Origin of the sequence: Nitrosospira multiformis, from assembly GCF_900110185.1 — a bacterium.
Classification (GTDB): Bacteria; Pseudomonadota; Gammaproteobacteria; order Burkholderiales; family Nitrosomonadaceae; genus Nitrosospira; species Nitrosospira multiformis_A.
The window spans coordinates 297,118-323,056 of the sequence record NZ_FOCT01000001.1; the positions used below are offsets into that span (position 1 = coordinate 297,118).

The following is a 25,939-nucleotide window of genomic DNA, read 5'->3' on the forward strand; positions in this document are numbered from 1 at the left end:
CAGATCGATCCCACTTCATGCAGCGGAATGCGATTCCTGGAATCTCTTCGGCCTGTCCTGGTTCACTACCCGCAGCAACTCGCCTCTTCAGGTAAGAGGGCTGCTATGAACATGCGGCTCGGATTCATGAAAATCGTGCTCCTGCACGATTTCTATCGGTAGAAGATGCAACTTGCCATGCCGTACTCCTGGTGTAGCGGTAACGAGATTGGCAAAATTTTTCACACTCCGGATCGTACCCCTCAGAATGGTCACTTCCAGGCAATTATCATGATCCATATGCACATGCATGGTGGATAGGGTAAGGTTGTGATGATTATGCTGTGTTGAAGTAACACAGCGCGCCAGCTCACGTTCATGGTGATTATAGATATAGCTGAGCGTTGCAATGCAGTATCCATCAGCATGTTCTTCCTGCCGCGTGGTTTCAATCATGTTGCGTATCAAATCGCGAACAGCTTCGGACCGGTTGAAGTAGCCCAGCTTGTGCATTGCGAATTCGAACTGCTTGGCAAGCTGATCATTCAGTGAGATGGTAAGACGTTCCATTGCCTGGGCTCCAGATATTCAATAGTTCGATAGGTTCTTCAGCAGTATGCTGATCTTTAAAAATTTCCGACCAGATTGACTCGGAAAGAACGGCTTTCAATAGGATGGAAGTGCCTGTCGGTAACACCGGCATCGGGCTCACCGGGAAGTCGGGAGGTATAGTAGTAATCAATCGCTGAGCCTTGGTATTGAATAGATTGAATACCTGCAGCATTACGCGGAATTTCTTATCGATCTTTATCCCGATCTGCCCGTTGACTGTGACTGTGTTGCCCGACTGAATGCTGTTATCCTCCACTAGGGGTCGTTTTCCAAAATAGCGGATTTGCATGCTCCCAAAGAGAGGACCCAGATTGTCCACGGCAACAGCAAATTTGCCCACCCCTTTGACCGCGCCGGGAATGTGATTGCCTGTCGGATCTGAATCGGTAAATCTGGCATCGGCCAGCGCATAGTCCAAATCCATCATTAGCCAGTTATTGGGCATATAGAATGCCGAGAGCTCGAACCCCTTGCGTCGACTGGGACGGCTTGCCTCGGTCGTGCCGGCATCACCTACGAATAACAGCTCGGAGGCCAGATCCAGTTGAAAAAAAGTAATCGACGCCTGCAGTCCGGGGACGATAGCGGTGCGTAGTCCCGCCTCATACCCCGTAGAGCGAACGAGTGGATGGACTCTGTTTACAGGTTCTCCGGATTTCGGATCCACGGTTGTCGTCACACCTCGCGCATCGTTGCTATGGAACCCGCTGCCATAGTTGAAGTAATACTCCGTCTTCGCCCATGGGCCAAAGATCAGGCTGAGCTTGGGATTCGTGATGCTGTCGTATTCCCTGCCATTCTCTGCCGGAATTGGCGCCAATATTGCTGTTGATGTCGAACCAGTAAAAGTCGCTACGCACTCCCGCCACGCTGCGAAATTTTTCCAGCCATTGAACGCTGTTTTGGTAATAGAGACCCACACTGTTTTCGAACACATGGTCTTTACGCGTAACCGACAATACCCGGCGCTGCTGCGTGCTTAGCAGGCCATTATCTATAACATCGCTCTGGACCTGGATGCCCGCCAGATTTTCGAATGCGAACCCTGCCAAACCGGTTACCCACGTATGATTCAGGTTAAAGGCAGACTGGAAGCGTTTGTCGGTTTGGGAAAACTGATCACCATTGAGGGGATCATCGAGGAAATAGGTAAAATTGGAAAACAATGCGAGATTGCTATGGATAGTATAGAGATTTGCTCTCGTCACTCCATGATTGCTCATGTGTTGCAAGGCTGCCGATAAACTGAAGCGATGGGACTCTCCCCCGTCGCTTGGGTCAATTGCGCCCAAGCGAGGAATGAGACCCCTCGTTACTGCGCGTTGTGGTATCTGATCGGTCGCATTCCAGTTTCCACCATAACCCATTGCGGTGATATTGAACCGGGTGTTGCCCGTATTTTGACTGTAGCGCAATACAGCGTTGAATTTCTTGTAATTCTCTTTATTAATCCAGGGGCCATCCTTGGTCAGCAGTTCAAAAGCATATAAAAAATTGCTGTTCCCCACCTCATAAGATTTTGCCAATAGTCCACGCATGAACCCTTGCTGGCCTACTCCGTAGCTTGCAATGTCACGCGCCAGCTTATCGACATAACTCATACTGACCGCGCCCGCTGATGAGAAATCACCCTGATCAGCATAATAAGGCCCCTTTTGATATCGCAGTCCCCCGGCCAGTTCGGGAATGATGAAATTCATGTCGGCCCAACCCTGTCCGTGACCGTGGGAACGTTGATTTACCAGCATGCCATCCACCGTTATCCTCAGATCGGTTCCATGATCGAGGTTGAAACCACGGGCAAAGTACTGATTAGCCTTGCCTTCACCGCTATGCTGGGTGACGATCAGGCCGGGAACGGTTTCGAGCAATTCCCCCGGTCGATAAACCGTCCGCTGATCAAGCTGACGCTTGAGTACAGTACCCTCGTTTGCCGAATCGGCAGTCCCGATGAGATTTCTTGCATCAGCCCGGACTTCCACTTCATTCAGCGTGAGGATCCCTGCTGCGTTGCTGCACCACGGCACCATCATTCCCGCAAGTACCGCTTCAATGGAAAGAACAACACGGCAAACCGGTCGAGCCGAATAAGTGCGGGAACTATCCCTGATCGCACGCTCTGATTGATATTCATATCCCACTCGAAACAGGTTCCTTGCTTGATTTCCTTATAGTGAAACTTGAGCCACAATAAAGAAAATGGTAGGAAATATTGCAGATTTGTAATACCTCCAGACGAAAGGCAGGGAGAAACCCGCAATCCAGCTAAAAGTACGTGCAAATAGTGCGCATGTCTGTCGGGGGATATCGAAATGACCGGTAGGACTAAGTGAAGGCTTTGTCAGGGTTTCCCTACATCATCGCAAATGGATTGATGGTAGGCTTTATAAGCACCTTGAAGGATGATCGATCTTCGGCCAAAGCGGGATCTCCATTCACCATCTCTCATCGCTAAAAAAACAGCCGTGCAGCTTCGTCAGATTGCTCTTCCATTTCTATTGCTTCTATTAGTGCAACCGCTACCTTCCCATGCCGGAAATGTGGCCAAAAAGCTCTTTATCGTCACAACCGTGGCCCCCATCACGAATATCGTCCGGAATGTGAGCGGCGATTATGCAAATGTGACAGGAATCGTTCCCGATGGAACCGATTCTCACACCTTCGAGCCGGTTCCCGCGGATGCAAGGCTACTGGAAACGGCCGATATCATTATTGCCAATGGCCTCGATCTCGAATTGCCCACCCTGAAGCTGGCGGAAAAGATTACGAAAGGAAGAATACGGATTCTCGAGCTTGGAAACCGGATCTTGCGCAAGGAGGATTGGCAGTATGATTTCAGCTTTCCCCGCGAGCGCGGCCATCCCAATCCTCATCTCTGGCCCAATATCGCGCTGGCAATGCATTATGTCGAGGTCGTGCAGGACGAACTCATCGCGCTCGATCCCGTGCACAAGGAAGGATACATGGCAAATGCATCAATGTATCTGAGCAAGCTGCGTAAACTGGATAAGGCAACCTTTGATTGCGTAAAGACCATCCCGGAGAAAAATCGCAAGCTCGTGACTTATCATGACTCCTTCGCGTACTTCGCTCCCCGGTATGGGATGAAGATCATCGCGGCGGTTCAACCCTCGGATTTTTCGGAACCCGGCCCGCGAGAGGTAATCCGCATCATAAAGCAGATCAGGAACGAGAATGTGCCTGCTATTTTTGGCTCGGAAGTTTTCCCAAGCAAGATCATGGAGCAGATCGCCCGCGAGACAGGTGTCAAGTTCATAGATCAGCTTTCCGATGATGCGCTGCCTCCGCCTCCGGCAAACTCTTTCATCGGCATGATGGCAAACAACATGAGGATAATGACGGCAGCACTCGGCGGGAACCCAGGTTGCATGACAGATGTCGACACGAGCAATATCAAGTACTGAGTCGGACGTATATCCCGCAGCAGTCAGCCTGACCGATGTGACGGCGGGCTACGGACCTCATATCGTCTTCAAACGCCTGTCATTGAAAATCGACAAAGGTCAGTTCGCAGGAATCGTAGGCCCCACCGCATGTGGCAAAACGACGCTGCTTAAAACCATTCTGGGCACGCACTCGCCCCTTTCCGGCACCGTGCTCCTGGATGGGCAGGCATTGAACGACATTCCGCGCGGCATCATCGGCTATGTGCCACAATTGGGAAGTGTGGATTGGCGTTTTCCCGTTACCGTGGAAGAAGTCATCCTGATGGGCTTCTATACAGGAAAGCGGATATGGCCATGGCCAAGCATGGAAGAGCGGGAGCGTGTCCATGATCTGGCGTACAGGCTGGGCATTTACCGCTGCCTGGGGCAGCAGATATCCAATACCTCGGGAGGGCAGCGGCAGCGTGCATTTCTCGCCCGTGCACTGGTCAACAATCCGGCGCTGCTGGTGCTGGATGAGCCTACCTCAGGGGTCGATATCAAGGCTCAACATGAAGTGCTCCATCTGCTGGGTGATATCAATAGCGAAGGTATTACCATTTTGCTCACTACGCATGACCTTAACGCCGTTGCTTCACACCTGCCCTGGGTAATATGTTTCAGGAACGGCTTGATAGCGCAGGGAAGGCCTCGCGACATCTTTACCAATGACATTCTGACCAGGACATACGGGGGCGATATCACTATAGTGAGGCATGAAGACTATTTCCTGATTGCCACTGGCACACCCATTCACTTTTCAGACGGCGACCCGTGATCGAATTTCTTCTTGAGCCGCTGGAGTATGAATTTTTCTGGCATGGCCTGCTGGCGACACTGATGGTGGGGGCTTCCTGCGGCTTGATTGGAGCCCTGGTGATACTGCGCGGGATGAGCTATGTAGGTCACGGACTATCCCATGCCGCATTCGGCGGAGCAGTGGTTGGATTCATATTGAATCTCAATTTTTATGCCGGTGCCGGGGCGATGGGCTTGCTTGCGGTGCTATTGATCAATCGGATTACCAGGAGCGGCACGATCAAGCTGGATGCAGCCATCGGCATCGTCACGAATGCCATGTTCGCGCTGGGTGTTGCCATCATCAGCCAGGTGCGAGCCTTCAGCCAGAGTTTCGAAGCGGCTCTGTTCGGAAATATCCTTGGAATCACGGAAGGAGACCTGCTGCTCATCGGGTTCGTTTCCCTATCCACTTTGACAATGATGTTCTTGATGTACAGGCCGCTACTCTTCTCTACGTTCGATCAGGAAGCGGCGCGAGTATTCGGCATCAGGACAGCCAGCGTTCAACTGATATTCTCGCTGCTCCTCACGCTAACCATCATTGCTTCCATGAACATTGTAGGTGTCACCATGATCGCTGCCACCCTCATCACCCCCGCGGCCACGGCCCGCCTCATGACTGACTGCTTCAGCCGCATGCTGATCTATGCATGGATCATCGGTGGGATAACGGGTGTCGCGGGTATGTATCTGAGCTACATTTTCAACACCGCGTCGGGGGCAACCATCGTTTTATTTGGGGCTTCGTTATACTGTCTGAGCTGGCTTACCAACTTCCTTCATGACAGGTATGTTCTGCAAAACCATCTTGATGGAAAATCCGATTTCGTTCAAACGACACAGCATCAAAGCGTTGAACGAAACGAGGCTGGACTTTAAGTCAGATTTGGATCAATGCGCTTGTCACAGAAAATAGCTGAACTCTTGCTCACAAAATCCTAATCATTTTTATCGTTCACCGTACGGAAAAAGATCTCACCCTCCTTGATCATCCCGAGTTCATTGCGCGCGCGCTCTTCGACAGCGTCATACCCCTGCTTGAGGTCCCGCACTTCCGCATCCAGCGTGGAATTGCGAGTTTTGAGTTTTTCGTTGGTTTCATACTGGGTTGCAAGCTGCTGATCGACCTCCCATACTTTCAGCCAGCTACCCTTACCCAGCCATAGGGGATATTGCAGCAGAACAATCAATGCCACGAGTATAAGAGTCAATACTTTCACTTCGGCTTCTCCCAGGATTCCTCCTATGAGGAACTCCTGACCTGTCCGCTCGGATTTGAAAAGGCTTATTTCAACTGGTAGAAGGCGCCGCGCCCGGGATAACTAGCGGTATCGCCCAGATCTTCCTCGATGCGCAGGAGTTGGTTGTATTTTGCAAGGCGGTCGGAACGGGAAAGCGAGCCGGTCTTGATCTGCAATGCATTGCTCGCCACTGCGATGTCCGCGATCGTGGTATCCTCGGTTTCACCCGAACGGTGCGAGACGACTGCTGTGTAGCCGGCACGCTTTGCACTTTCAATCGCATAAAGAGCTTCGGTAAGCGTCCCGATCTGATTGAGTTTGATCAATATGGAATTTGCGATGCCCTGGGAGATACCTTCTTTCAGAATGCTCGCGTTTGTAACAAAAATATCATCGCCCACCAGTTGCACGGATTTCCCAAGTCTGCTGGTCAGCAGCTTCCACCCATCCCAGTCATGTTCGCTCATCCCGTCTTCAATGCTGATAATGGGATACTTATCGATCCAGGTGGCAAGATAATCGGCAAACTGGGTCGAATCGAGCGTCAGGCCATCCGACTCCAGATGGTATTTGCCGTCACGGTAAAACTCCGAAGCAGCGCAATCCAGGCCAATGGCGACATCCGGCCCCGGAAGATAGCCCGCGTTCTCGATCGCTTCCACGATCAGTTGCAATGCCGCCTCATTATTGGGCAGATCGGGTGCAAAGCCGCCTTCGTCACCCACCGCCGTATGCATGCCTCTCTTATCGAGCAAGCCTTTCAAGGTATGAAATACTTCCGCGCCACAACGCAGGGCTTCACGAAAACTCTGGGCGCCCAGCGGAATGATTACGAACTCCTGCATGTCAATATTGTTATTGGCATGGGCGCCGCCATTGATGACGTTCATCATGGGAACAGGCATGGACATCGGGCCCGCTCCACCGACATACCGGTACAGCGGTAGTCCGCATTCTTCCGCCGCTGCCTTGGCCACCGCGAGCGATACGGAAAGAATCGCGTTGGCGCCAAGCCTTGATTTGTTGCCGCTGCCATCGAGATCGATCAGTGTGCGGTCGATAAAAGCCTGGTCCACTGCATCCAGTCCCATGATTGCTTCTGAAATTTCGGTGTTCACATTTTCCACCGCCTTCAGTACGCCTTTACCGAAATAGCGCTGAGCGTCCTCATCGCGCAATTCGACAGCCTCCCGGGTGCCAACCGACGCGCCGGAAGGAACAGCCGCCCGACCCAATACTCCGGATTCAAGCAAAACATCCGCTTCCACGGTTGGATTCCCGCGCGAGTCAAGAATTTCGCGGGCGATGACATCTACAATTGCACTCATGCTATTTTTCCCTGATCATTTATCTGCAAGTTATTAAAAACGGCTCTGCTACTTTCCGAGGACTACCGGAGATCGGCTTGAGGACTAGAGGCTGAAACGGTCTTGAAAGGCGCCTCAACAATTACAGTTATTGGATATAGGCGCCCGCTGTGGTGCGTTCAGGTTTATCGGTCGATATCACCCCTTCGCTGGAAAGGCTCTTGTCCGCAAACACGGCGGCCGCCTCGATGAATGCCGCAAAGAGAGGGTGTCCAGTCCGGGGAGTCGAGGTGAACTCAGGATGGAACTGGGAAGCAACAAACCATGGATGTTCGGTTTGTGGCAATTCGACCATTTCGCACAATCCCTCTCCGGCCGATACTGCACTGATACTCAGCCCCGCCTGTTCCAGACGGGAGATGTACTGATTATTAACCTCGTAACGATGCCGATGCCGTTCGATAATTTTGTCGGACCCGTAAATTCTGCGGGCAAGAGACCCCTCTTTGAGCAAGCATTCCTGGCCACCCAGACGCATAGTCCCTCCGAGATCGGAGTCCGCAGTCCTGATTTCCAACTGGCCTTCACGGGAGCGCCATTCGATAGTTAGTGCAATAACGGGATAAGCTGTCTCAGGATGAAACTCGGTACTATGCGCCCCTTGCATGCCAGCCTTGTTACGCGCGTATTCGATGACGGCCAGTTGCATGCCAAGGCAGATGCCGAGGTAGGGAATTCGGTTGGTACGCGCGAAATGGATAGCCATGATCTTGCCCTCTACTCCACGTTTTCCAAAACCCCCGGGCACCAGGATAGCATCCATGCCTTCCAGACAGCCGGTACCGTCCTTTTCTATACTCTCGGAATCCACATAATGAATGTTGATTTTGCTGCGGGTGTGAATTCCCGCGTGAATCAGCGCTTCCGACAGAGACTTGTAAGACTCCGTCAGGTCGACATATTTTCCAACCAGCGCGATTTCTATCACCCGCTCCGGATGCTCCAGTGCGTGAACCAGTTTTTTCCAGGTACTGAGATCCGCCGCCTTGGCAAGCAGGTTCAGCTTGTGGCAGACGATTTCATCCAGCATCTGGTCGTGCAGCAGCGAGGGGATTTTATAGATGCTGTCCACATCCAGTGCCAGGATCACCGCCTCTTCCCGAACGTTGGTGAACAGTGCGATCTTGCGGCGCTCATCCGCAGGCAGTGCACGGTCGGCACGGCATAGCAGCACATCCGGCTGAATGCCGATTTCGCGCAGCTCCTTTACCGAGTGCTGCGTTGGTTTTGTTTTCAGTTCCCCCGCTGAGGTAATGTAAGGCAGCAACGTAAGGTGAATGAAGCAGGTATCTTCCCGCGGGAGCTGAACCGCCATCTGCCGGATAGCTTCCAGAAAGGGCAGTGATTCAATATCCCCTACGGTTCCACCGATTTCAACGATGGCTACCTGGGCATCTCCGGCACCCACCCTGATGTAATGCTTGATTTCGTCCGTGATATGCGGAATGACTTGCACGGTGCCGCCCAGATAGTCGCCGCGCCGCTCCTTCTTTATCACGCTCTCGTAAATCTGGCCTGTGGTAAAGTTATTGCGCCGAGTCATCTTGCCACTGATGAAGCGCTCGTAGTGCCCGAGGTCAAGGTCCGTTTCCGCGCCATCTTCGGTGACGAAAACCTCGCCATGCTGAAAGGGACTCATGGTGCCTGGATCGACGTTGATATAAGGATCCAGCTTGAGCAGGGTAACCTTGATGCCGCGGGTTTCGAGAATGGCTGCGAGAGAAGCGGCAGCGATGCCTTTCCCCAGAGAAGAAACCACCCCTCCGGTCACGAATACGTACTTTGTCATTGGACGCCGATCATAAATACGACCTTTGCCCCAACCAGCGACGCACGCCTCTTCTGGTCGATTCGACTTCGTCATAAGGAGACAGCCACAACGCGTACTTTGTCATGGACGTATATGATACCTGAAAACACCTTGCCACTCAAATTGGGCTGGATAGCAAAGCTGTGTTTTATGGATGAAGTGGACAGGAAGCGCCGAATTCACCCTCTTCTCCTTATACCCGGGCTTTGTTACAGCCATAACAGTCCATGCTTCATGCGCTTGTCCAAAACAGCAAGGTAATCTCCCGGGCAGGCAAAACTATCGCCGTGCCGTGGTGGAGCTTCACCAAAACAGTCATTGCTACTGCAGCACTCGTACTGGTGCGCGACAAGCTGCTGGCATTAGACCAGACCCTCGAAAACCAGTTGTTTACCCTGCGACAGCTATTGCGTCATGAGGCAGGGCTCGCGGACTATGGCCAGTTGCCTGACTATCACCTGGCAGTCGAGCGGGGCGATGCGCCTTGGTCAGATGAAGAAATGTTGGAGCGTACGGAGGCAAAAAGACTGCGTTACCTTCCAGGCAGTAGCTGGGCATATTCCAACATCGGCTATCTGTATGTGCGTCGTCTCATTGAACATAGGACGGGTGAAGATTTGGAGGTTGCGCTACAACGCCTTGTCCTTCGCCCCCTGGAACTTAATCATGTTCGGCTGGCCAAGTCACATCAAGACTTGATCGATGTTGAGATGGGAGTGGCCAATACTTACGATCCGCGCTGGGTCTATCATGGATTGTTGGTGGGTCCTCTTCATGAGGCTGCGTTACTATTGGACCGGCTTATGGCCGGTTCCTTACTTCCCGAGGATTTGTTAGGCGACATGCTTGAGCGGCGCTCCCTTGGGGGATCCATTGCCGGTCGACCATGGGTATCGCCAGGATATGGATTGGGCATCATGGTGGGTACAACTGAGGACGAAACATCAATCGCCGGGCATACCGGGGGCGGCCCCGGTAGCTTTATCGCTGTCTACCGCAACATTGCTTCACCGCTGTCCCCTTGTTGCGCCGCTTTTTCAACGGGCGGCGAGGTAGGAAATGTCGAGCGTGAAGCTATTCGCAGAGTTGAACAGTACCGACTATCAAATGGAGGTTCATGAGAAACATTCCCGTTCCTGCTTGTCACAGGCCCCGCCGCCGTCAGTGCTGAAATGATGGGGTTAGTAAAAACATTTTCTGTTCTCTGAATCCTATTGGATTCGGGCTTTGCTCCCTCTGCTCCTTCTGTCCCTTTGAAGTCAGAGGACTGGCAGTACTTAAGTGTTCCTGATATCCACCGCCGTTCCCGCCTCCACCAGGTCGAACAGCTCAAGTAAATCCTGATTCCGCATGCGAATGCAGCCGATGGACCCGGGTTTGCCCATCTCCACGCTGTCGGGAGTGCCATGAATGTAGATATACCTGCGCATGGTGTCCACCTTTCCCAGACGATTGAAGCCGGGCTCACAACCGGAGAGCCATAAAATGCGGGTCAATATCCAGTCCCGGCGGGGGAAATTCGCAGCAAGTTCCGGCGTATAAATTTCGCCGGTGGGACGGCGTTTCACGAATACCGTATTGACCGGTTGGTCAGTCCCGATCTTGGCACGAATGATGTGCCTGCCTAATGGCGTACAAAAGCTGCCGTTTTCCTGGCCTACGCCATTTTTCGCCGAGGAGATACGGTAGCGCCTGACGACATCGTTCTTATCATGTAAATCAAGTGTTTGAGAAGGAATACCAACTTCAATTCTCATCGATCTCTTCCCTATTCGTTGTTTTTGCATCGCGTCGCTTCGCAAAGAATTGCCTCAGCTTATATCCCCCCTCCTCTGCGAGCACCCCTCTCGTCACCTGCAAGCGATGGTTGAGCCGAAGCTCGGCGGAGAGGTTAATCACGCTTCCACATGCACCCGTCTTCGGATCTGCCGCGCCATACACCAGCCGGACGATACGTGCATGAAAAATCGCTCCCATGCACATGGCGCAGGGTTCCAGAGTCACGTAGAGCGTACAGTCCGCCAGCCGGTAGTTGCCGAGATGACGCCCTGCATCCCGTAAGGCCATCACCTCTGCATGTGCAGTGGGGTCTGATGTCGAGATGGGACAATTATAACCGCGTCCAACAATTGTTCCATTCCTGACTACGATCGCCCCAACCGGCACCTCGCCTGCTTGTTCCGCCCGGGCAGAAAGCTCCAATGCAGCATGCATGAAATCGGCATCCGAACTATTCAAATCGATTATTCTTCCCTTTGTATTACTTGTTACTATTACTTGTTACAGAAAAAATGTTCTGCCATTGGATGGGTCAACCTGCTCCAAAACCTGGACGTCCTCCGCGATCAGCTTTACCCGCAATGATGGTCTACCTTCTGGATATTCCAGCTTTCTCGCCCAATTGAGCGTAAGTCGATATTGTATATCGCCCTCCTGCCACCACGGAAAGTGACCCGATTATCCCCACCCTCTACTTTCGGGCGAATAAATTTATTGATCTTAGCTTCTCCAGATTTCTTGTGTTGTAGGTCTTTCAAGCTTTCTTGCTATTTGAAACAACATGAACTAGAAAAAACTGTAAGGCGAGTGGATTCGAGCTGGTTTGATATAAGCATGCCAGATGAAAGTACGCGCCGTGGTTATTGCGATTTTTCCATTTTCCCGCGTCGACGAGTCGACTCTATACCTATGACGAATAAATATGTAGCGGATATCGGGACGGGTTGGCCGAAACTGCCTCCCCTGGAAGCCTGGCAGGATACCTGCACCACTGTGCATATGTGGACACAGATCGTAGGCAAAGTCCGGCTGAAGCTCTCGCCGGACATCAATCACAGCTGGGGCTGCACACTCTATGTCAGCGCGAGAGGACTCACCACCTCACCCATCCCCTACCGCGGGCTGGTGTTTGCCATCGACTTCGATTTCATCGACCACATGCTGCACATTTCCACCTCGGAAGGCACAAAGCGCTCATTCGCATTGAGACCCATGCCTGTCGCGGATTTTTACCACCAGATGATGCGAGTGCTCGAGGAATTGAACATAGAGATCAGCATCCTCACCAAACCCTCCGAGGTGGAAGTAGCAATCCCTTTTGAAAAAGATGACCAGCATGCGAGCTATGATATCGAGAGCATGACACATTTCTGGCGGGCTCTCGTCCAGGCGGACCGTGTACTCAAGGATTTTCGCGCCCGCTTCGTGGGCAAGGCGAGCCCGGTACACTTCTTCTGGGGATGGTTCGACCTGGCTGCCACCCGTTTTTCGGGAAGAACCGCACCGAAACATCCAGGGGGCGTTCCTAATGTCGCCGCCCGGATAACGGAAGAAGCCTATACGCAAGAGGTATGGGGTGGAGGCTTCTGGCCCGGAACGGGCCTGGGAGAAGCGGCTTTTTACGCCTACGCTTACCCTGAGCCGGCAGGTTTTGATAAATATGTCATTCAGCCGGAGTCCGCCTATTTCCACGACAAGCTGGACAAATTCGTATTGCCTTATGAAACCGTGCGAGCTTCTACAGATCCCGATCAGATGCTCCTTTCCTTTTTCCAGACTACTTACGAAGCTGTGGCCAACCTGGCACATTGGGACCGGGACTCACTGGAACGCAAAGCTATAGAAGCTTGAGATGGCCTCCGGGTAGCTCAGCGGAATTCGACAGGTTAACAGGAGCAGGCAACAGGATTAGAACCAGCGAACCGAGTTTCAACGCATCGCGGCCGTAAGCCATACCGTCCTACCCACAGGAGAAAGCATGCCAAATTCGGATCAATCCCGTCGGCTCGACCCCAATCAGCGCAGGACGCTGAGACTCACATTCCGGGTTGCGGATGGAGCGGTTCACCTGGTCTCGTACGAGCGCCTTCCCATGATTTGCCCGCCTTCGGCCGGAGAAGCGCCTCAGCCCAGGAAAAATGGTGGCTTCTGGATGGAACTCCGGGACGGAAACAACCAGGTCCTGTTTCATCGGCTTATCCATTCGCCGCTCATCGGCTCCGTTGAGGTGCACTCGCCCGATGGCAAGATCGAACGAAAATTTGGAGAGGTCAAGGAGAGTATTTTTGAAGTGCTTCTTCCGGATAATCCTGCTGCCGAATCCATTGCCCTGATAGGTGAGTCGCTGGACCTTTCCGCTCTTTCTGCTACGGGTGCACAGCAGCGTGCCTCAACCGAGTTGGCCCGATTTGACATACCGAGGGGAGAGAAAGGGGGCATGCAATGAGTGCGAGTGACGGGTATGTCGTGGGCACCACGAAGATCGTTGATCATGGCTCCGATAGTGTCCGATGGAATCTGGTCATCCTGGGTGATGGATATCGTGGGACCGAGTTGGCGCAGTACCATACCGACGTACAGAACTTTGTTACAGCCCTGCGCACTACTCCGCCCCTGGACGAACTCTTCTGCGGGATCAATGTACACCGTGTCGACATCGTGTCGAATGAAAGCGGCGCGGACGATCCGGGATGTGCCGGAGGAACTCCAACCACGGCCAATACCTATTTTGACGCGACATTTTGCAGCATCTTTGCCGGAACACCGCTCGATCGTCTGCTCACCGTGGATGCCGCGCTCGCGTTGTCCGTTGCGTCCGCCCAGGTCCCGCTCAGGCATCAGGTGCTTTGCATAGTCAATTCGAGCAAGTATGGAGGATCAGGCGGAATGATCGCCACGTGCTCCACCCATGCCCAGGCGGCGCAGATAGCGATCCACGAAATGGGACACAGCGCTTTTGGACTGGCCGATGAGTATGGAGGGAATGGCGCAGGCACACCGGTGGGAGAACCCTCTCAGCCGAATGTAACGCGCGACACCAGCCTTACCACTAACAAGTGGCGTGACCTCATCGCGCCGAGCACTCCCATGCCTTCACAATGCGACCCCGGTTGCGCGGCATCCGCTTGCATCCCACCCGCGATGCCTCCCGCAGCGGGTGCGGTAGGCACCTTTGAAGGCGCAATTTACTCGGACTGCGACACCTATCGCCCTCTGCCAAGCTGTTATATGCGGGATTACGCGCCTTTCTGCCCCGTCTGCGCAGGCGTAATCCGGCAAACGCTGCAACCGTTTCTTCCCCCTGAATCGATCACCCTGACCACCCCGAGTATAAACTTCCTGAATGTTCCCGCCGGGATGGGGGGTGTCGGTGTAACGACACACCGGGCCATCCTATGGGAAGTGGTGTCCTGCCGGAGCCTGACATTTGAGATGACCGCAGGCCCTACCGGCGGATTCGGTACCCCGAATGGCACCTCCGTTGCTGTGGCGAGCGACCCGATTCTGCCGGTTACCTACGCGCGGCTCTGGCTGTCCTACACCTCCACGAATCCAGGCGATACTGCAAGCGGCAACGTTACCGTGCGCTGCGTCCAGACGGGGGAAAGCTGGGTAATCAACATTGCTGCCAACACGACTGCGCGTCCCCGTTCTGCAGTGGCGCTCGTGCTCGATCGCTCCGGCAGCATGAATGAAGATGCCGGCGATGGCATCTCCAAGGTCCAGAAACTGCGCGAAGCCCTCAATGTTTTTATCAGTGTCATGCAACCGGCGGACGGTATCGGCTTGGTCCGCTTCAACGAAGCGGCCCAGCGGCTGATGGAAATCCAGGAAGCCGGCGCTGCTCCGGGTGGAACGGGGCGGACCATTGCCATGGGACATATTGCCGGAAGCGATATCGATCCTGCTGGCGCCACCTCCATCGGTGACGGTGTCGTGAATGGAAAGCAGATGCTGGATGAGGCGCAGGCGGCGGCAGCCACGCCTTATGACGTTACCGCCATGGTCGTGCTCACCGATGGAATGTGGAATCGTCCCCCGCCTCTAGCCGACGTCACGGGCAGCATCACGGCAAATACCTATGCGGTTGGCCTGGGGATGCCCTCCAACATCAGCATTCCCGCACTGACGACGCTATGTCAGGGACATAACGGATATCTTCTGGTAACCGGCGCACTTTCGGGCGACCAGCCCATGCGGCTCAGCAAGTATTTCCTGCAAATTCTCGCAGGCGTATCGAATGCCCAGATCACCGCTGATCCGCGGGGTATTCTCAGCAGGGAATCGGAGCATCGTATCCCGGTTTCGATCTGTGAAGCGGATTATGGAATGGATCTGATCGTATTGAGCCCTTTTCCGCGAGCGATCGATTTTCAGCTTGAGGCGCCGGACGGTTCCAGTATTACGCCAGCGTCACCGCCGGGGTCAACCAATTCACGATTCATCCTGAGCCCGTATGCATCCTATTACCGGTGCGCATTGCCGGTGCTTCCAGCCCAGTCAGCCGGAAGCCATGCCGGGCAATGGCATGCAATATTGAAGTTGCAGGGCGGAACATCGGTATCTGCTGTGCAGCACGCGGCGCTGCCTTATGAGTTTGTCGCGCACATCTATTCCGGCTTGATCTTCACGGCGTACGTCAAGCAAGCGAGTTTCGAGGTTGATGCCATCATTCACCTGATCGCTGCGCTGTACGAATATGATGCGCTGCTTCAGGGAAATGCAAGCGTCTGGGCCGAGATAGTGCGACCGGATGGGATTTCTGAGCTTATCCCACTCAGCCGCGATCCACAGGGGCAATTTACCGCTGCCTATCCACTCAAGGTGCAAGGCGTCTTCCACATCCGGGTGCGTGCACGCGGTGAAACGGCACGGGGAACGCCTTTTGAACGGGAACGCACACTTACTGCGGTTGCGACCCCGGGGGGCGATGTATGGAATCCGAACGAACCAAAAGCCAACGATTTCTGTAACCTGCTGCACTGCCTTCAGGAGAAGGATGTGCTCAGCGACGAACTCATACACAGGCTGAAAGAACAGGGAATCGATGTGCCGACACTGTTGAAATGCCTGGATGAACGGTGTGGCGCCTGGATAAAACCCGAATAATGCCCGAAGGAGGAATCGGTCGGGAGTCCTGACCGAGTCTTTCAATCACCCTCCACTTCCACTCTTTCCCATTCGCGGGCAGGTGGAAGCTCATCGGCAAGCTCCAGTTTCCGCCCTCAATTCTCCCGTTCCCTTCGGGAGTTCATCAATCAACCAAGGAACCGCGCATGATTGTTAAACCCATACCCGATGGTTACCACAGCATCACTCCCTACCTCATCATCGATGGAGCAGCCGAGGCGATCGCATTCTACAAACGTGCTTTCAGCGCAATGGAATTGTTCAGGATGGATACGCGAGATGGAAAAGTCGGCCATGCGGAGATTCAGATCGGTGACTCGCGCATCATGATGGCGGATGACTACGGCGAAGAAAGCCCTTTCTGTAATCCGCAATCCTCCGGCAGTTCTTCGGTCGGTTTGCACTTATATGTGAACGATGTGGATGCGGTGTTTGACCAAGCCGTGGGAGAAGGAGCAAAGATCATCAAGCCGCTGGAAGACCAGTTTTATGGCGACCGGTCAGGCGCGCTGCAAGATCCTTTCGGCCATATCTGGTTCATCGCGACGCGTAAGGAAGATCTGTCGCTGGAGCAGATCAGGCAACGCGCCGAGGCAAAGTTCAAGCAATAAGTACTTTTGATGCCTCACGCGCTGCCAACGTCATTGGAAGTACGGTTAAAACTCCCGCACTTCTGATACAAGAGAGACGGGTCCACATCTTCGGGGCGAACGCAAACCAGAGGCTTGGAGCGAGGTAATGGGCCACCGTCACCTTGTCCCGAAATTCCTGCTGTTCCTCCTCTCCCCTGCTTCCATCCCTCCTATTCTGATCAATCCCACCACCAGTAATGTCATGAACATCCCGGCTGTACCCAAACCATACTGATTTCCAGCAGTACTGCCGCAGAAACTGGAAGATCAATCCAAAGGCCATCGGCCTTATCGTTACGCTATAATGCTGACTTTTTTGGCGACTGATAATGCCCACGCTGGAAGGAATTGACCTGACATGCATCCGCGGTGACCGCAAGCTGTTCAGTGGCGTCAATTTTTTGCTCGAATCCGGGGGGTTGATGCAGGTTCAGGGCCCGAACGGCAGCGGTAAAACGAGTCTTCTGCGCATGTTGTGCGGACTGGCTTCGCCGGCTGAGGGCGAAATCCGCTGGGATGGTACCCAGATTCGCTCTCTTGGCGGAGATTATTTTGGTGCGATGACCTATCTCGGCCATTTAGGCGGGGTAAAAGACGATCTGACTGCCATCGAGAATTTGCGCATCTCCAGCGCCCTGGGCGGGGTTGATCTGGATGAACGCAAGGCCCATGACGCCTTGCAGCACATGGGATTGGGCGGACGCGAACTGTTGCCTGCCAAGGTGTTGTCGCAGGGACAGCGCCGCCGGGTGACGCTGGCGCGCCTGCTGGTATGCGGTACCGTGCTCTGGATACTGGATGAGCCCCTGACTGCACTCGATACGAGTGCAGTCAGGCTGGTACAAGGTTTGATAGAGCGGCACCTGGAACACGGGGGCATGATCGTGATGACGACCCACCAGGAAATCGAGATAGCAGGCGCCGCCATCCAGCGGCTGCAGCTCACCTGACATGTTTTTCTGGATCCTCCGCCGAGATCTTCTGCTTGCGGCAAGACGCCGCTCCGATGTCCTGACGACGCTGTTTTTTTTCATTATCGTCGTCAGTCTTTTCCCGCTTGGCGTCGGGCCGGAGATGAACATGCTTCGTGTCATGGCGCCAGGCGTGGTCTGGGTGGCTGCTCTGCTGGCCTCGATGTTATCACTGGGACGCATGTTTTCCAGCGATTATCTGGATGGCACGCTGGAGCAGATGCTGCTCTCGCCTCAATCTCTGCCCCTGCTCGTATTGGGCAAGGCACTGGCCCACTGGCTCGTGACCGGGGTCCCCCTTGTACTGATGGCGCCAGTATTGGGCATTCAGTACGATCTGACGGGTGATGCGCTTCTTGTGCTGACCGCTTCCCTGCTGCTCGGAACGCCCGTGCTGAGCCTGATCGGTGCAATCGGCGCAGCGCTTACTCTGGGCCTGCGCGGCGGGGGCGTATTGGTCTCGCTGCTGGTGTTGCCGCTGTACATTCCTGTGCTGATTTTCGGTGCGGGTGCAGTGGAGGCAAGCTCCGCCGGGTTAGGCGCGGGAGCACACATGTCGCTGCTAGGCGCTTTCCTGCTGGCATCTCTCGTATTGGCGCCGTGGAGTACCGCGGTCGCGCTGCGTATATCCCTGGAATAAAGAAGGTCGAAGAATCCCAGCAACTCTTCATTGCGGATCGGCGAGCGCGATGAAGAGGGGTTGCCAATTGCGACAGGAGGTTTACATGCAAATCCGCTTGGAACGACCCGAGGATATTGCCGCCATCCAAAGCCTCATAACTGCCGCATTCAAGGAAATGCCTTATGGCAGCCAGACCGAGGGAGCTGTTGTCGATGCGTTGAGGAGCGCAGGAGCGTTGATCCTTTCGCTCATCGCCACCGAGGATGGCGAGATCATCGGCCATGTTGCTTTCTCACCCGTTGCAATCAACGGCGCAACAAATGGCTGGTATGGACTTGGCCCGGTTTCTGTCCGACCTGATCGGCAAGGAAGAGGCATCGGACAGGCTTTGATCCGCGAGGGGCTTGCCCGCCTTAGAGATATAGATATGAACGCCCAGGGGTGCGTTGTCCTCGGCGACCCTGGCTACTACAGCCGTTTCGGGTTCGTCAGTGATCCTGGACTCCGCTATGGGGACGTGCCACCGGAGTATTTCCAGCGATTGGGGTTCACCGGAATCGTGCCTGAAGGCGAAGTCGTGTTCCACCCTGGGTTTGACGCGACCTGAGAGGATTCTCGCATGAGCTCATGAACAACTCTGCTGGAGGCTGTCTCCATTAGCCCTGATACAGAAAGCGGTATATACACATGTGAGCCATTGAGTGAAAGATAAATGATGCCGGAAATATTTTCTCCCATAGCTGTATTCGATTCCGGTATCGGAGGATTGACTGTTCTTCAAGCGCTGAAAAAGCGTTATCCGCAAGAATCTTACCTCTATCTAGGGGATACGGCCCGCCTTCCTTATGGAACCAAGAGCCCCGAAATCGTGCAGCGTTATAGCCAGAGCCTGTGCAGAATTCTGCTGAACTATAATCCAAGTGCAATCGTGATCGCCTGCAATACCGCATCGACTCATGCGCTGGAGGCCGTACGCGCGCTAGCAGCTCCGCTGCCCGTGATCGGCATGATCGAGCCGGCTGCGGCTGCGGCAATTCAGGCAACAAAAAATCAGCATATCGGTGTCATCGCCACCTTCGGCACCATCCGGAGCGGGGTATATGAAAAGGAACTGAAAAAAATCAATCCTCATATAAAGGCATCGTCCCAGGCCTGTCAGATGCTGGTGGCTCTTGCGGAAGAAGGCTGGTCTTCAGGCCCCATAGCCACGGCTATTGTCCGCCAGTATCTCGATCCCATATTCGACACAGCCGAAGCGCCGGACACGTTGATTCTCGGGTGCACCCATTTTCCTGTCTTTGAAGCCCTCTTCCGGGACATTCTGGGATCATCGGTCACACTCATCAACAGCGGTGAAGCGGCAGCCACGCAGCTTTCGGGAATTACGGGAACAAGGGGCCAGATTAAAATGCTGGCAACCGACGATCCCGAGCGCTTTGCCGCCAATGCTTCCAAATTCTTCGACCAGGGCCTGGTGGCTGCCGATATAGAACTGATCGACGTAACTGCCGCATCCTAGCGCTGGAATTCATCAGCCCCGCCTGTTGCTCAAGGGCACAGAAACGTATCATCCAAATTGCTGTCCGTATCGCACAACGAGACTGTCGGACCACAATGAGGCGCATCAAATTCTCATCAGGCAATCGCAGCCTGGGCTGCCCAGAGATGGGCGCCGACCAGGGCTCGCCAGGGGGAAAACTGTGCGAGCCAGACCTTCGTGTTTTCCTCGCTGATTTTGTCCTGCGTACCGAGCAAGGCTTGCAGGCCTCGGCGGACTGCTGCGTCGCCGTGCAGTGAGCCGTCGAGCCAACCGAAACCGCGCAGCAATCCATAATTCACTGTCCAGGGACCGATGCCGCGGAGTGCTTCCAGTTTTTCGCGAATGACATCGACCGGAAGCGTCTCAACCCACGCATCCAGTGGAAACTCGTTATCGGCCACGAGGGCGGAGAGTGCAAGCAAAGTCCTGGTTTTGGTTGTCGAAAAACCCGCTTGCCGTAACGTCTCTTCGGACAGTTCGAGAATCCGGCGCGCATCCGGGTAGCAGAACAGCCCACAGGAGTGAGGGATATTGGTCGCGCCGATCAGCTTTCGCCGCAGGGAAACCGCGGCGTTGACGCTGATTTGTTGGCCAGTGACTGCCCAGGTCAGCGCCTCGAATGGGGTGGCAGTGACCGGCACACGTAGACCGGGTTGTTGCGCGATCAGGATGCCCAATTGCGGGTGATCGCGATACCGTTCCTCGAAGATCTCGATCTCCTGGGTCAGACCCAGCATGCGCCGGACCATACCTTCGAAGAAGGGCTGGCGATCCTCTGCTACTTTGCCATCGATAACCAATGAAGCCTTTGCCAATCCTGGCTCAAAGCTGATAGAAAGGTACGCCGGGGCGTCGCACCAGATCATGGCTTTTTGCACGGAGGTATGGCTGACACGCTCTGCGATCTCTTGCCGGTCACGCCGATGAAAGGCCAGGATATCGCCGGGACGAAAGGTCGCAGGTAAGGAAATGGAACAGGAAAATTGCATGGTCGCTTTCGGATTTCTGGAACAGAAAGAAATGTCTGCCGGATTATTCGGCTAAATGAAATGATTATGATCCCAGGATACCTTGCGCGAAATTCTGTTTTCCTGCTTTTGCACGTATTTTTGCATCTCTACCGGCTGTAGCCGATCCACACTCCCTCGCTCTCCTCCGCAACAGTCCACCTCCCCGTTACAATCAAGCAATAGTTTTTAACAAACCAATTCTGAATTTGAGGTTTTTAGGTTAAAATTGGGAGTTACGCGCACGGGGCGTAAGAATGGGTAGGTAGATTGGGTTGAAGTGGCCAACAGTGTCCTGCGGGATGCACGGCCACATGGGATATATGACCATATGACCTATGGCACGGCGCAATCTATCAAAGCCTCATCGAGGCCTCAATTATGAAGTCTGCTACCTGCTTTGCTACATGGCGATAAACTGGTTTAAATATTCCTCTCCGGCAAGCTTCTATTTTCTCGCCGGCAAAATGATTCCCCTATTTTCCATTGCTGCAATTGTATTGTGTGCGGTGGGACTTTATATCGGCTTTTTTGTAGCTCCCACCGATTTTCAGCAGGGTGAAGCCTATCGTATCATTTTCATCCATGTCCCTGCGGCTTGGCTGTCGATGTTTCTCTACGTCATCATGGCGTTGTGGTCGGGTATCGGCCTTGCATTCAATACCCGCCTTTCCGCCATGATGGCAACCGCCATTGCCCCCACTGGCGCAATGTTCACATTTATTGCGCTTTGGACCGGCGCGTTGTGGGGCAAGCCCATGTGGGGCACCTGGTGGGTGTGGGATGCGCGCCTTACCTCTGAACTGATTCTTCTGTTCCTCTACATCGGCTTCATGTCTTTGCAGGCGGCCATAGACGATCCGCGCCGTGCAGACAAAGCCGGAGCAGTGATTGCTCTGGTAGGCGTGGTAAACGTCCCCATCATCTATTTTTCAGTGAAGTGGTGGAATACATTGCATCAAGGCGCCTCTGTCAGTCTCACGCAGTCACCGAAAATGGCAACCACCATGCTTACAGGGATGCTGATTATGTCAATCGCATGCTGGATGTATGCCATCGCGGTGATATTGATACGCACGCGCGCCATTATCCTGGAACGTGAACGTCATACTGCGTGGGTAGGTCAGTTGCAGGAGGCAGCGCAATGAACTGGAACAGTCTGTCTGAATTTCTGGATATGGGTGGGTACGGGTTCTACGTATGGGGGTCCTACCTCGTTACCTTGATCTGCATTGCAGGGGAAATCGTTCTGGTTTCCAACCGCAGGCGAACTTTGCTCAGGCATCTCAGTCTGATTCATCAGTCAACAAAACAAGAGAAGGGAAATGAAACCACGTCATAAAAAATTGGCAATCATCGCTTCGAGCGTGACCGCGTTGGGCGTTGCTTCGGTGCTGGTTTTAAATGCATTTCAGAGTAATCTGGTATTTTTCTTCAGCCCTACCCAGGTCGCCAATAATGAGGCGCCCGTTGGCAAGAGTTTCCGTATCGGCGGCCTCGTGGAAGAAGGCAGCGTCAAACGCCAGGCTGACGGCGTGACGGTCAATTTCCAGGTGACAGATACCGCAAAGGTTATTCCAGTCGTATATACCGGCATCCTTCCCGACCTGTTCAAGGAAGGCAAAGGTGTGGTAGCCCAGGGCAAGCTGGCTTCGGATGGTATTTTCCGGGCGGACGAGGTGCTCGCGAAGCACGATGAAAATTATATGCCGCCGGAAGCCGCGGGTGCGCTTGATCAAGCCGACAAGGCACGCAAGACAGTGATGCAGTAGCAAACAGTTTCAGCCCCGAGCCCTTCCAGAATCGAAAGGGCTCTCCTCATTCTTATTCACATTTTTCCACAGTCCATAACCCACAGCCTCAGCCATGATTCCAGAACTCGGTAACTTCGCCCTGATCCTCGCCTTGCTGCTGGCACTCATACAAGGCACCCTGCCCATTATCGGCGCCGCACGCGGCATCCCTTCCTGGATCGCCCTGGCGCGACCGGTGGTTCAGGGACAGTTTGTGTTTGTAGCCATCGCCTTCTTCTGCCTGGCCTACTCATTCGTAAACAGCGATTTTTCGGTAGTCAACGTCGCGCAGAATTCGAATTCGAAGCTCCCGCTGCAATACCGCTTTGCTGCCACCTGGGGCTCGCACGAGGGCTCCCTGCTGCTCTGGACGTTCATGTTGGCATGCTGGTCGGTTGCAGTCAGTGTATTCAGCAAGCATTTGCCGAATGATATGGTGGCGCGCGTGCTGGGCGTCATGGGCCTAGTCAGCGTGGGTTTCCTGATATTCATGCTTTTTACTTCGAATCCTTTCGATCGGATGCTGCCGGGGGCGATGGAAGGAAGCGACCTCAACCCGCTGCTGCAGGACCCGGGCATGGTCTGCCATCCACCCATGCTCTACATGGGTTATGTCGGCTTCTCTGTGGCGTTTGCATTCGCCATTTCCGCACTGCTGAGCGGACAGATGGACGCGACCTGGGCGCGTTGGTCGCGGCCATGGACGACAGTTGCCTGGATGTTCCTCACCATCGGCATCATGATGGGAAGTTGGTGGGCCTATTATGAACTGGGCTGGGGGGGATGGTGGTTCTGGGACCCCGTTGAAAATGCCTCTTTCATGCCCTGGCTGGTAGGAACTGCCCTGGTTCATTCCCTTGCCGTGACGGAAAAACGCGGTAGCTTCAAGAGCTGGACTGTGCTGCTGGCAATCTGCGCGTTTTCCCTGAGCCTGCTCGGCACGTTCCTGGTTCGTTCGGGCGTGTTGACCTCCGTTCACGCTTTTGCAACCGACCCCACGCGCGGTATATTCATCCTGGCCTTCCTGGTGACCATTACCGGAGGCTCTCTGTTGCTGTTCGCATGGCGGGCGCCGAAAATCGGATTGGGTGGAAAGTTCGAACTGGTTTCACGCGAATCCATGCTGCTCGCCAACAATCTGTTGATGATGGTTGCAGCGGGAAGCATCCTACTGGGCACGCTCTATCCCCTGTTCATGGATGCACTTGAACTCGGCAAGATTTCGGTCGGCCCCCCCTACTTCGAAGCAGTATTCGTCCCGTTGATGACCCCTGCCGTCTTTCTGATCGGCCTTGGCCCCCTTGCGCGCTGGAAGCAGGCAAGCCTGCCTGAACTTGCGGTTCGCCTGCGCTGGGCATTCGGGGTAAGCGTAGTTACCGCTCTCGTAATGCCCTTTGTCATGGGCGAATGGAAGCTGATGGTGAGCTTCAGCTTGCTGATGGCCTTCTGGGTCATTACGAGCGTGATCGTCAGCGTAATTCATCGCCTCCGAAGCACTGGTAAGCAGGGACTGTTTGCCAAGCTGGCGGCGCAGTCGCGCAGCTACTACGGCATGCACGCTGCCCACCTTGGCATCGCCTTCTTTATTATCGGGGTGGCGCTTGTGGGTGGTTATGAAACGGAAAAAGATGTGCGCATGGAAATTGGCGACACGGTCGAGGTAGGAGGCTATACCTTCCGTTTCAACGGCGTGAAAAAAGCGCCGGGGCCAAACTACATGTCAGACATCGGCAATGTCGATGTATTGCGCGACGGAAAGAAAATCAATGTGCTGGAACCCGAAAAACGAACCTATAACGCATCCGGGATGCCGATGACCGAAGCGGCAATCGATACCGGTATTCTCCGCGATCTGTACGTTGCCTTGGGTGAACCTCTGGAAAACGGAGCATGGGTCGTGCGTGTTTATCATAAGCCCTTCGTGGACTGGATATGGTTCGGCTGTATGTTGATGGCATTCGGAGGCTTCCTTGCCGTCACTGACAGACGTTACCGGCTGTCCTCGCGCAAGCAGCGTGAGACTGTCGAGGTCGAGGAAAGGAAGGCCGCTAAAGCCAGCAAGGCCGGCAGGAAAGCCACCGCGCCTATGATTGCCAGGAGCAAAAAGGCATGACGCGTTTCCTGTTGCCACTCGCTGTTTTCGTCGTACTGGTGGGTTTTCTGCTCGTCGGCCTGGGCCTCAATCCGCGTCAGGTCCCCTCTCCCCTGGTGGGGAAACCAGCTCCCGAATTCCAGTTGCAACAACTGCATGAACCGGAAAAAACGCTGACCTCGAAGGAAAACCTGGGCAAGGTATGGCTATTGAATGTGTGGGCCTCGTGGTGCGTTTCCTGCCGTCAGGAACATCCGGTATTGGTGGAACTGTCGAAGTCGGGAATTGTCCCTGTCTATGGACTCAATTACAAGGATCAGCGAGACGACGCGTTAAGATGGCTTCAGCAGTTTGGTGACCCCTACGCCGCCAGCGCGGTTGATCCCGAAGGTCGGACGGGCATAGAGTTCGGCGTTTATGGGGTGCCGGAGACTTATGTCATCGACAAGAATGGGGTAATTCGCTACAAGCAGATCGGTCCCGTAACAGTGGAAGCACTGCAGAATAAAATTCTGCCTCTGGTGAGAGAATTACAAGGATGAGATTGAAACTTTTATCCCGGTCGTCTTTGGCGGCTTGTGGCAGCAGTAAAAACGATAAAGGCGATCGTCCAGGCGCCCTGGAAGACATAAGGGCAAATGGAGGCGGTTTCGCGCTGCTAAAAACGGCGCTGCTGCTCTGTCTGTTGCTTTTCGCTCCGTTTGCGGGGGCAAAGGAAGCTGCTCCTGTTGCCGAAGACCCGGAAATAGAGAGACGCATGGTTGCGCTATCCGAAGACCTGCGATGTCTGGTTTGTCAGAATGAGACGATAGCCGCTTCGCGTGCCGATTTTGCAAACGACTTACGGCGCGAAATCCGCGAACAGATGCAAGCCAACAAGAGTGACAAGGAAATTGTCGACTTTCTGGTGGCGCGCTACGGCGATTTCGTGCTTTATCGTCCACCGATGAAAAGTACCACCCTGTTCCTATGGTTCGGTCCTTTCATCTTCCTTTTGGCCGGAGCACTCTTCCTGGTGTTTTATCTCAAGCGCCGCCGCAAACACATCGAAGAACCCGCGCTATCCGAACAGCAACTCAAGCAGGCGGAAGCCCTGCTGAAGGAAGGCAAAGGGTAA

27 protein-coding genes are annotated in these 25,939 nt (G+C 54.1%); 18 read left to right on the forward strand and 9 right to left on the reverse strand.

The features are described from left to right. Nucleotides 1–87: 87 nt before the first annotated feature. The 3 genes from nikR to BMY01_RS01475 are packed head-to-tail and all read right to left on the reverse strand — an operon-like array spanning nt 88 to nt 2,732. Nucleotides 88–549 carry a nickel-responsive transcriptional regulator NikR gene (gene nikR / locus BMY01_RS01470; RefSeq protein ID WP_074743803.1) on the reverse strand — a complete coding sequence of 154 codons (462 nt, stop codon included), beginning with the start codon at nt 547–549 and terminating at the stop codon, nt 88–90. After that, nucleotides 521–1,402, reverse strand: a complete 882-nt coding sequence (locus BMY01_RS18220) for a TonB-dependent receptor domain-containing protein (protein WP_254772565.1) — start codon at nt 1,400–1,402, stop codon at nt 521–523. Before BMY01_RS18220 ends, nikR begins: the two co-directional genes overlap by 29 nt. Next, on the reverse strand, nt 1,287–2,732 hold the full coding sequence (locus tag BMY01_RS01475; protein WP_254772552.1) for a TonB-dependent receptor: 1,446 nt from the start codon (nt 2,730–2,732) through the stop codon (nt 1,287–1,289). The genes BMY01_RS18220 and BMY01_RS01475 overlap by 116 nt, the downstream gene beginning before the upstream one ends. 399 nt (nt 2,733–3,131) lie before the next feature. Between BMY01_RS01475 and BMY01_RS01480 the strand changes: the two genes are divergently transcribed. The 3 genes from BMY01_RS01480 to BMY01_RS01490 are packed head-to-tail and all read left to right on the forward strand — an operon-like array spanning nt 3,132 to nt 5,717. Further along, the gene (locus BMY01_RS01480) at nt 3,132–4,016 is read left to right on the forward strand and encodes a metal ABC transporter substrate-binding protein (protein ID WP_254772553.1); all 885 of its coding nucleotides are present in this window, start codon (nt 3,132–3,134) and stop codon (nt 4,014–4,016) included. Then, the gene (locus BMY01_RS01485) at nt 3,988–4,815 is read left to right on the forward strand and encodes a metal ABC transporter ATP-binding protein (protein WP_074743804.1); all 828 of its coding nucleotides are present in this window, start codon (nt 3,988–3,990) and stop codon (nt 4,813–4,815) included. Before BMY01_RS01480 ends, BMY01_RS01485 begins: the two co-directional genes overlap by 29 nt. Then, nucleotides 4,812–5,717, forward strand: coding sequence for a metal ABC transporter permease (locus BMY01_RS01490; RefSeq protein WP_074743805.1), 906 nt, complete (start codon nt 4,812–4,814; stop codon nt 5,715–5,717). Before BMY01_RS01485 ends, BMY01_RS01490 begins: the two co-directional genes overlap by 4 nt. Nucleotides 5,718–5,776: 59 nt before the next feature. Here the strand turns inward: BMY01_RS01490 and ftsB are convergent, their stop codons facing one another. The 3 genes from ftsB to BMY01_RS01505 all read right to left on the reverse strand — a co-directional run bounded on the left by ftsB (nt 5,777) and on the right by BMY01_RS01505 (nt 9,235). Beyond that, nucleotides 5,777–6,058: a cell division protein FtsB gene (ftsB, locus tag BMY01_RS01495; protein ID WP_074743806.1), complete on the reverse strand. Its 282-nt coding sequence runs from the start codon at nt 6,056–6,058 to the stop codon at nt 5,777–5,779. Nucleotides 6,059–6,123: 65 nt separating this feature from the next. Continuing rightward, nucleotides 6,124–7,407 carry a phosphopyruvate hydratase gene (gene eno, locus BMY01_RS01500; protein WP_074743807.1) on the reverse strand — a complete coding sequence of 428 codons (1,284 nt, stop codon included), beginning with the start codon at nt 7,405–7,407 and terminating at the stop codon, nt 6,124–6,126. A gap of 127 nt (nt 7,408–7,534) precedes the next feature. Next, on the reverse strand, nt 7,535–9,235 hold the full coding sequence (locus BMY01_RS01505) for a CTP synthase (RefSeq protein ID WP_074743808.1): 1,701 nt from the start codon (nt 9,233–9,235) through the stop codon (nt 7,535–7,537). Between the two features lie 248 nt (nt 9,236–9,483). Between BMY01_RS01505 and BMY01_RS01510 the strand changes: the two genes are divergently transcribed. Continuing rightward, on the forward strand, nt 9,484–10,377 hold the full coding sequence (locus tag BMY01_RS01510) for a serine hydrolase domain-containing protein (protein ID WP_074743809.1): 894 nt from the start codon (nt 9,484–9,486) through the stop codon (nt 10,375–10,377). 156 nt (nt 10,378–10,533) lie between these two features. Here BMY01_RS01510 and BMY01_RS01515 read toward each other — a convergent pair whose 3' ends face one another. Both BMY01_RS01515 and tadA read right to left on the reverse strand, forming a co-directional pair. Continuing rightward, entirely contained in the window at nt 10,534–11,013 is a 480-nt protein-coding gene (locus BMY01_RS01515; protein ID WP_074743810.1) for a L,D-transpeptidase, read from the reverse strand. Beyond that, complete coding sequence (gene tadA, locus BMY01_RS01520) at nt 11,003–11,494, reverse strand: tRNA adenosine(34) deaminase TadA (RefSeq protein ID WP_074743811.1); 492 nt, start codon at nt 11,492–11,494, stop codon at nt 11,003–11,005. The genes BMY01_RS01515 and tadA overlap by 11 nt, the downstream gene beginning before the upstream one ends. Nucleotides 11,495–11,944: 450 nt before the next feature. Here tadA and BMY01_RS01525 point away from each other — a divergent pair, with 450 nt between their 5' ends. The 8 genes from BMY01_RS01525 (at nt 11,945) to murI (ending at nt 19,909) form a co-directional block, all read left to right on the forward strand. Beyond that, nucleotides 11,945–12,886, forward strand: coding sequence for a DUF5996 family protein (locus tag BMY01_RS01525; RefSeq protein ID WP_074743812.1), 942 nt, complete (start codon nt 11,945–11,947; stop codon nt 12,884–12,886). A gap of 127 nt (nt 12,887–13,013) precedes the next feature. Continuing rightward, the gene (locus BMY01_RS01530; protein ID WP_074743813.1) at nt 13,014–13,481 is read left to right on the forward strand and encodes a hypothetical protein; all 468 of its coding nucleotides are present in this window, start codon (nt 13,014–13,016) and stop codon (nt 13,479–13,481) included. Further along, nucleotides 13,478–16,144, forward strand: a complete 2,667-nt coding sequence (locus BMY01_RS01535) for a M64 family metallopeptidase (RefSeq protein ID WP_074743814.1) — start codon at nt 13,478–13,480, stop codon at nt 16,142–16,144. Before BMY01_RS01530 ends, BMY01_RS01535 begins: the two co-directional genes overlap by 4 nt. A 167-nt stretch (nt 16,145–16,311) precedes the next feature. Continuing rightward, the gene (locus BMY01_RS01540; protein WP_074743815.1) at nt 16,312–16,776 is read left to right on the forward strand and encodes a VOC family protein; all 465 of its coding nucleotides are present in this window, start codon (nt 16,312–16,314) and stop codon (nt 16,774–16,776) included. A 350-nt stretch (nt 16,777–17,126) separates the two neighbouring features. After that, a complete protein-coding gene (ccmA, locus tag BMY01_RS01550) occupies nt 17,127–17,747 on the forward strand; it encodes a cytochrome c biogenesis heme-transporting ATPase CcmA (protein ID WP_074743817.1) in 621 nt (206 codons plus the stop codon). A gap of 1 nt (nt 17,748) precedes the next feature. Beyond that, on the forward strand, nt 17,749–18,408 hold the full coding sequence (ccmB, locus tag BMY01_RS01555; RefSeq protein WP_011380560.1) for a heme exporter protein CcmB: 660 nt from the start codon (nt 17,749–17,751) through the stop codon (nt 18,406–18,408). 85 nt (nt 18,409–18,493) lie between these two features. After that, entirely contained in the window at nt 18,494–18,997 is a 504-nt protein-coding gene (locus tag BMY01_RS01560) for a GNAT family N-acetyltransferase (protein WP_074743818.1), read from the forward strand. A gap of 105 nt (nt 18,998–19,102) precedes the next feature. Next, complete coding sequence (gene murI / locus BMY01_RS01565; protein WP_074743819.1) at nt 19,103–19,909, forward strand: glutamate racemase; 807 nt, start codon at nt 19,103–19,105, stop codon at nt 19,907–19,909. A gap of 116 nt (nt 19,910–20,025) precedes the next feature. Here murI and BMY01_RS01570 read toward each other — a convergent pair whose 3' ends face one another. After that, entirely contained in the window at nt 20,026–20,919 is an 894-nt protein-coding gene (locus BMY01_RS01570) for a DNA glycosylase family protein (protein WP_074743820.1), read from the reverse strand. A 425-nt stretch (nt 20,920–21,344) separates the two neighbouring features. Here BMY01_RS01570 and ccmC point away from each other — a divergent pair, with 425 nt between their 5' ends. From ccmC to BMY01_RS01600, 6 genes are all read left to right on the forward strand, one after another. Continuing rightward, nucleotides 21,345–22,085 (forward strand): heme ABC transporter permease CcmC, encoded by a 741-nt coding sequence (gene ccmC, locus BMY01_RS01575; protein WP_074743964.1) that lies wholly within the window; start codon nt 21,345–21,347, stop codon nt 22,083–22,085. After that, the gene (gene ccmD / locus BMY01_RS01580; RefSeq protein ID WP_074743821.1) at nt 22,082–22,279 is read left to right on the forward strand and encodes a heme exporter protein CcmD; all 198 of its coding nucleotides are present in this window, start codon (nt 22,082–22,084) and stop codon (nt 22,277–22,279) included. Before ccmC ends, ccmD begins: the two co-directional genes overlap by 4 nt. Then, nucleotides 22,263–22,709 carry a cytochrome c maturation protein CcmE gene (gene ccmE / locus BMY01_RS01585; RefSeq protein WP_074743822.1) on the forward strand — a complete coding sequence of 149 codons (447 nt, stop codon included), beginning with the start codon at nt 22,263–22,265 and terminating at the stop codon, nt 22,707–22,709. The genes ccmD and ccmE overlap by 17 nt, the downstream gene beginning before the upstream one ends. A gap of 94 nt (nt 22,710–22,803) precedes the next feature. Continuing rightward, nucleotides 22,804–24,843, forward strand: coding sequence for a heme lyase CcmF/NrfE family subunit (locus tag BMY01_RS01590; protein ID WP_074743823.1), 2,040 nt, complete (start codon nt 22,804–22,806; stop codon nt 24,841–24,843). Next, nucleotides 24,840–25,364 (forward strand): DsbE family thiol:disulfide interchange protein, encoded by a 525-nt coding sequence (locus BMY01_RS01595; protein ID WP_074743824.1) that lies wholly within the window; start codon nt 24,840–24,842, stop codon nt 25,362–25,364. The genes BMY01_RS01590 and BMY01_RS01595 overlap by 4 nt, the downstream gene beginning before the upstream one ends. Continuing rightward, nucleotides 25,361–25,939 (forward strand): cytochrome c-type biogenesis protein, encoded by a 579-nt coding sequence (locus tag BMY01_RS01600; RefSeq protein WP_081353626.1) that lies wholly within the window; start codon nt 25,361–25,363, stop codon nt 25,937–25,939. Before BMY01_RS01595 ends, BMY01_RS01600 begins: the two co-directional genes overlap by 4 nt.

Excerpts from the sequence above, each read along its gene's own strand:
- nikR (WP_074743803.1), bottom strand. The coding sequence starts at position 549 with ATGGAACGTCTTACCATCTCACTGAATGATCAGCTTGCCAAGCAGTTC.
- BMY01_RS01485 (WP_074743804.1), top strand. The coding sequence starts at position 3,988 with ATGTCGACACGAGCAATATCAAGTACTGAGTCGGACGTATATCCCGCA.
- eno (WP_074743807.1), bottom strand. The coding sequence starts at position 7,407 with ATGAGTGCAATTGTAGATGTCATCGCCCGCGAAATTCTTGACTCGCGC.
- BMY01_RS01505 (WP_074743808.1), bottom strand. The coding sequence starts at position 9,235 with ATGACAAAGTACGTATTCGTGACCGGAGGGGTGGTTTCTTCTCTGGGG.
- BMY01_RS01510 (WP_074743809.1), top strand. The coding sequence starts at position 9,484 with ATGCTTCATGCGCTTGTCCAAAACAGCAAGGTAATCTCCCGGGCAGGC.
- BMY01_RS01515 (WP_074743810.1), bottom strand. The coding sequence starts at position 11,013 with ATGAGAATTGAAGTTGGTATTCCTTCTCAAACACTTGATTTACATGAT.
- BMY01_RS01525 (WP_074743812.1), top strand. The coding sequence starts at position 11,945 with ATGACGAATAAATATGTAGCGGATATCGGGACGGGTTGGCCGAAACTG.
- BMY01_RS01530 (WP_074743813.1), top strand. The coding sequence starts at position 13,014 with ATGCCAAATTCGGATCAATCCCGTCGGCTCGACCCCAATCAGCGCAGG.
- BMY01_RS01535 (WP_074743814.1), top strand. The coding sequence starts at position 13,478 with ATGAGTGCGAGTGACGGGTATGTCGTGGGCACCACGAAGATCGTTGAT.
- BMY01_RS01540 (WP_074743815.1), top strand. The coding sequence starts at position 16,312 with ATGATTGTTAAACCCATACCCGATGGTTACCACAGCATCACTCCCTAC.
- ccmA (WP_074743817.1), top strand. The coding sequence starts at position 17,127 with ATGCCCACGCTGGAAGGAATTGACCTGACATGCATCCGCGGTGACCGC.
- ccmB (WP_011380560.1), top strand. The coding sequence starts at position 17,749 with ATGTTTTTCTGGATCCTCCGCCGAGATCTTCTGCTTGCGGCAAGACGC.
- BMY01_RS01560 (WP_074743818.1), top strand. The coding sequence starts at position 18,494 with ATGCAAATCCGCTTGGAACGACCCGAGGATATTGCCGCCATCCAAAGC.
- murI (WP_074743819.1), top strand. The coding sequence starts at position 19,103 with ATGATGCCGGAAATATTTTCTCCCATAGCTGTATTCGATTCCGGTATC.
- BMY01_RS01570 (WP_074743820.1), bottom strand. The coding sequence starts at position 20,919 with ATGCAATTTTCCTGTTCCATTTCCTTACCTGCGACCTTTCGTCCCGGC.
- ccmC (WP_074743964.1), top strand. The coding sequence starts at position 21,345 with ATGGCGATAAACTGGTTTAAATATTCCTCTCCGGCAAGCTTCTATTTT.
- ccmD (WP_074743821.1), top strand. The coding sequence starts at position 22,082 with ATGAACTGGAACAGTCTGTCTGAATTTCTGGATATGGGTGGGTACGGG.
- ccmE (WP_074743822.1), top strand. The coding sequence starts at position 22,263 with ATGAAACCACGTCATAAAAAATTGGCAATCATCGCTTCGAGCGTGACC.
- BMY01_RS01590 (WP_074743823.1), top strand. The coding sequence starts at position 22,804 with ATGATTCCAGAACTCGGTAACTTCGCCCTGATCCTCGCCTTGCTGCTG.
- BMY01_RS01595 (WP_074743824.1), top strand. The coding sequence starts at position 24,840 with ATGACGCGTTTCCTGTTGCCACTCGCTGTTTTCGTCGTACTGGTGGGT.
- BMY01_RS01600 (WP_081353626.1), top strand. The coding sequence starts at position 25,361 with ATGAGATTGAAACTTTTATCCCGGTCGTCTTTGGCGGCTTGTGGCAGC.